Consider the following 3224-nt stretch of genomic DNA (forward strand, 5'->3'; position numbering starts at 1 on the left):
GGCCGAGTCCCAGCCGTGCCCCGCCGCCTCGCCGTCCGGGGTGCCGACGGGGAAGGCGACCTCGGCGACCGCCTTGCGCACGCCCGGCACCGCGGCCACCTTCTCCGTCAGCGACTCGGGGATCCAGGCCCGTTCGGCGATGGCCTTGGCCTTGTGCTTGGTCTTGCCGTTGCCCTTCCGGACGGTCTTGTGCACGTACTGGTCGCCGGCCACGACCACCGGGGTGCCCGCGTAGCGTTCGGGGTCCACGTGGCCGCGCAGCCCGGTCTCCAGCAGCATCCCGCAGGCGCTCACCAGGGCGGCGGCGCAGAACAGGGAGACGAAGGCGCCGGCGAAGGCGGCCTTGCGGTGCCGCAGGGTCTTCAGGGAGAACGACAGCAGGGCCATCACTTCCACGCTCCCAGCCGGGTCATCCGCTCGGCGACCTGCTCGGCGGTGGGGTTCCGCGTCTCGTCCACGATCCGGCCGTCGGCGAGGAACAGCACCGTGTCGGCGTAGGAGGCGGCCACCGGGTCGTGGGTCACCATCACCACGGTCTGGCCGAGCGAGTCGACCGTCTCGCGCAGCAGGTTCAGCACCTCGCGGGCCGTCATCGTGTCCAGCGCCCCGGTCGGCTCGTCGCCGAAGATCACCTCCGGTCGAGTGGCCAGGGCGCGGGCGAGCGCCACCCGCTGCTGCTGGCCGCCGGAGAGCTGGGCGGGCCGCCGGTCCGTACGCCCGGCCAGGCCGACCCGGTCCACGATCTCCCGCAGCCGCGCCTGGTCGGTGCGGGTACCGGAGAGCCGCAGCGGCAGGGTGATGTTCTCCAGCACGGTGAGCGAGGGGATCAGGTTGAACGCCTGGAAGACGAAGCCGACGCGCTGCCGCCGCAGTTCGGTGAGCTTCGTCTCGTTCATCCGGGTCAGGTCGGTGCCGCCGAGCCGTACGGTGCCCGAGGTGGGGCTGTCCAGTCCGGCCGCGCAGTGCAGGAACGTGCTCTTGCCCGAACCCGAGGGACCCATCACCGCGGTGAAGCTGCGCCGCGGGATGGCCACGGACACCTCGCGCAGTGCCGCCACCGCCCCCTGCCCCTTGCCGTAGACCTTGCTGACCGCTTCCCACTGCACTGTGTCCGCCATGGGTACGAGCCTGCCGCCCGGCGCGGACCCCTCCCACCGACGCCGTCACGCATGCGGCATGACGTCGTCATGATCCGGACACTGCTATACCTGACAGGGTGATATCGGTACTGCTGGCAGAGGACCAGCACGTGATCAGGCGGGCGCTGTCCGCCCTGCTCGACCTCGAACCGGACCTGGAGGTCGTCGCGTCGGTGGACAGCGGCGCGGCGGCCGTGGACGCGGCCCGGGTCTACCGCCCCGACGTGGCCGTCCTGGACATCGACATGCCCGGCGAGCTGGACGGCCTCGCGGCGGCGGCCCGGCTGCACGACGAACTCCCGGACAGCCGGGTGCTGATGCTCACCGCGTACGGCAAGCCGGGGCATCTGCGCCGGGCACTCGCCGCCCGCGTGCACGGCTTCGTGCTGAAGACCGCACCCCCGGACGAACTCCTCGCCGCCATCCGCAAGCTGGCGGCCGGGGAGCGGGTACTCGACCCCGCGCTGGCGGTGGCCGCCTGGGACCTGGCGGACAACCCCCTCACGGAGCGGGAGGCGGAGGTGCTGAGGCAGGTCGCCGGCGGCGCCGAGCCGACCGAGATCGCGGGCAGGCTGCATCTGACGGCGGGCACGGTACGGAACTACCTCACCGGCATCGTCGCCAAGCTCGGCGCCCGCAACCGCACGGACGCGGTGCGGATCGCCACGGAGGCCGGCTGGATATAGCGGGCGTACGCGGACGTATCCTCAACGCCCGCCCGGCACCCACGCGGACAGTTCGAACCAGCCGTCCGCCGCCCCCGCCGTCAGCGTCCCGTCGAGTGCCGCCAGCCGCGTGGTGAGGTTGCCGAGCCCGGAGGAGTCCCGCCTGCCGCCGGTCCCGCGGACGCCGTCGTTGCGTACCCGCAGCCGGACCCCGCCGTCCTCCGCGGCCGTGGAGATCTCCGCCGCCCGCGCGTCGCTGTGCCGCAGCACGTTGGTCACCGCCTCCCGCAGCACCGCGCTGAGAGCCGTCTCCGCACCGGCGGGCAGCCCGTCGTGGGCGAGCGAGACCTCGGCCCCGATGCCGGCCGCGGCCAGCACGGAGCGGGCCGAGCCGGCCTCCGTGTCCAGCGGCATCCGGCCCACGCCACCCGCCGCGGACCGCAGGTCGGCCTCGCCCCGCTCGGCCATCACCAGGATGTCCCGCAGCTCGCCCCGGGCCTGCTCCGGCGGCAGCCGGCGGGTCAGTTCACAGGTCAGGAGGATGGCGGCGAGGCTGTGGCCGAGGAGGTCGTGCAGGTCCCGGGCGGCCCTGAGCCGCTCCTCGACCACCGCCGCACGGGCCAGCCGCCGCTGTGCGGCCTGCAGTTCCTGCACGATCCCCGGCAGCCGCAGCAGCCCGTGGACGACCAGACCGGTGACCAGCGTGCTGAGCGTGTAGTTGAGGGTCAGCGCGGGTGACAGCCCCAGCCGTACGCCGATGACGGCGACGCTCCCCATGACCGCGCCCACGAGCGGCCAGGCCACGGCCCAGGGCAGCGCGAGCAGCACCGGCCCGGCGAGGAAGCCCGCCGTGCCCAGCCAGGCCCGGCCGAACGCGAACATCGGCAGATAGGTGAGCAGCGCCATCAGGGCCAGGTGCACCGGATGCCTGCCGTGTACCGACCGCAGGTGCAGGGTGACGACCAGGGCCAGCAGGGCGGCGGCGGGCAGCACCTGATCGCCGGACACGAGCAGCAGCGCTTTGAGCGAGAAGCCGGCCAGGACGGCCGCGAGCACGGCGAGGGACAGCCGGTACGCCCATCGCCGGCGGCCCTCGTCCGGCGCCGGCGGGCGTCTGGCTTCGGGCAGCACGGCCCGTACCTCCCGGCGGCCCTCGGGGGTCAGGGCGGTGGTGAGGCTGCCGCCGGCGGCGGCGATCCGCTCGGGCAGGCCGCCCAGGACGTCCTCCTCCGCGGTGGTGGTGTCGTCGCTCACCACCGCCAGCCACACCCGGCCCGGCTCGCCGCCGGTCTCGATCAGGCAGCGGGTGGCGGTCCCGCGACCGATCAGGGCGGTGACGGCCTCCCGCAGCACCCCGCCCAGCAGCGCGCCCGCGGGGCCGAGCGGCTCGGTGTGCCCGGTGCGTACCTCGGTGGCGACG

At 74.3% G+C, this 3224-nt stretch carries 3 protein-coding genes and 1 pseudogene; 1 reads left to right on the plus strand and 3 read right to left on the minus strand.

Going from position 1 to position 3224, the window contains the following annotated elements:
• Both H5J30_RS23540 and H5J30_RS23545 read right to left on the minus strand, forming a co-directional pair.
• Positions 1-387: pseudogene (locus H5J30_RS23540) on the minus strand (ABC transporter permease); the annotation flags it as partial.
• Positions 387-1118, minus strand: coding sequence for an ABC transporter ATP-binding protein (locus tag H5J30_RS23545; RefSeq protein ID WP_181789368.1), 732 nt, complete (start codon positions 1116-1118; stop codon positions 387-389). The gene H5J30_RS23545 and the pseudogene H5J30_RS23540, both read right to left, overlap by 1 nt.
• Positions 1119-1216: 98 nt before the next feature.
• Between H5J30_RS23545 and H5J30_RS23550 the strand changes: the two genes are divergently transcribed.
• Entirely contained in the window at positions 1217-1825 is a 609-nt protein-coding gene (locus tag H5J30_RS23550) for a response regulator transcription factor (protein ID WP_181789369.1), read from the plus strand.
• Positions 1826-1846: 21 nt separating this feature from the next.
• Here the strand turns inward: H5J30_RS23550 and H5J30_RS23555 are convergent.
• On the minus strand, positions 1847-3224 hold a 1378-nt coding region (locus H5J30_RS23555; RefSeq protein ID WP_181789370.1), incomplete at its 5' end, for a sensor histidine kinase.

The organism is Streptomyces phytophilus (assembly GCF_013870535.1).
Lineage (GTDB): Bacteria > Actinomycetota > Actinomycetes > Streptomycetales > Streptomycetaceae > Streptomyces > Streptomyces phytophilus.

Bases quoted from the DNA above. Each gene is read 5' to 3' on its own strand.
- H5J30_RS23545 (WP_181789368.1), bottom strand. From the start codon at position 1,118: ATGGCGGACACAGTGCAGTGGGAAGCGGTCAGCAAGGTCTACGGCAAG.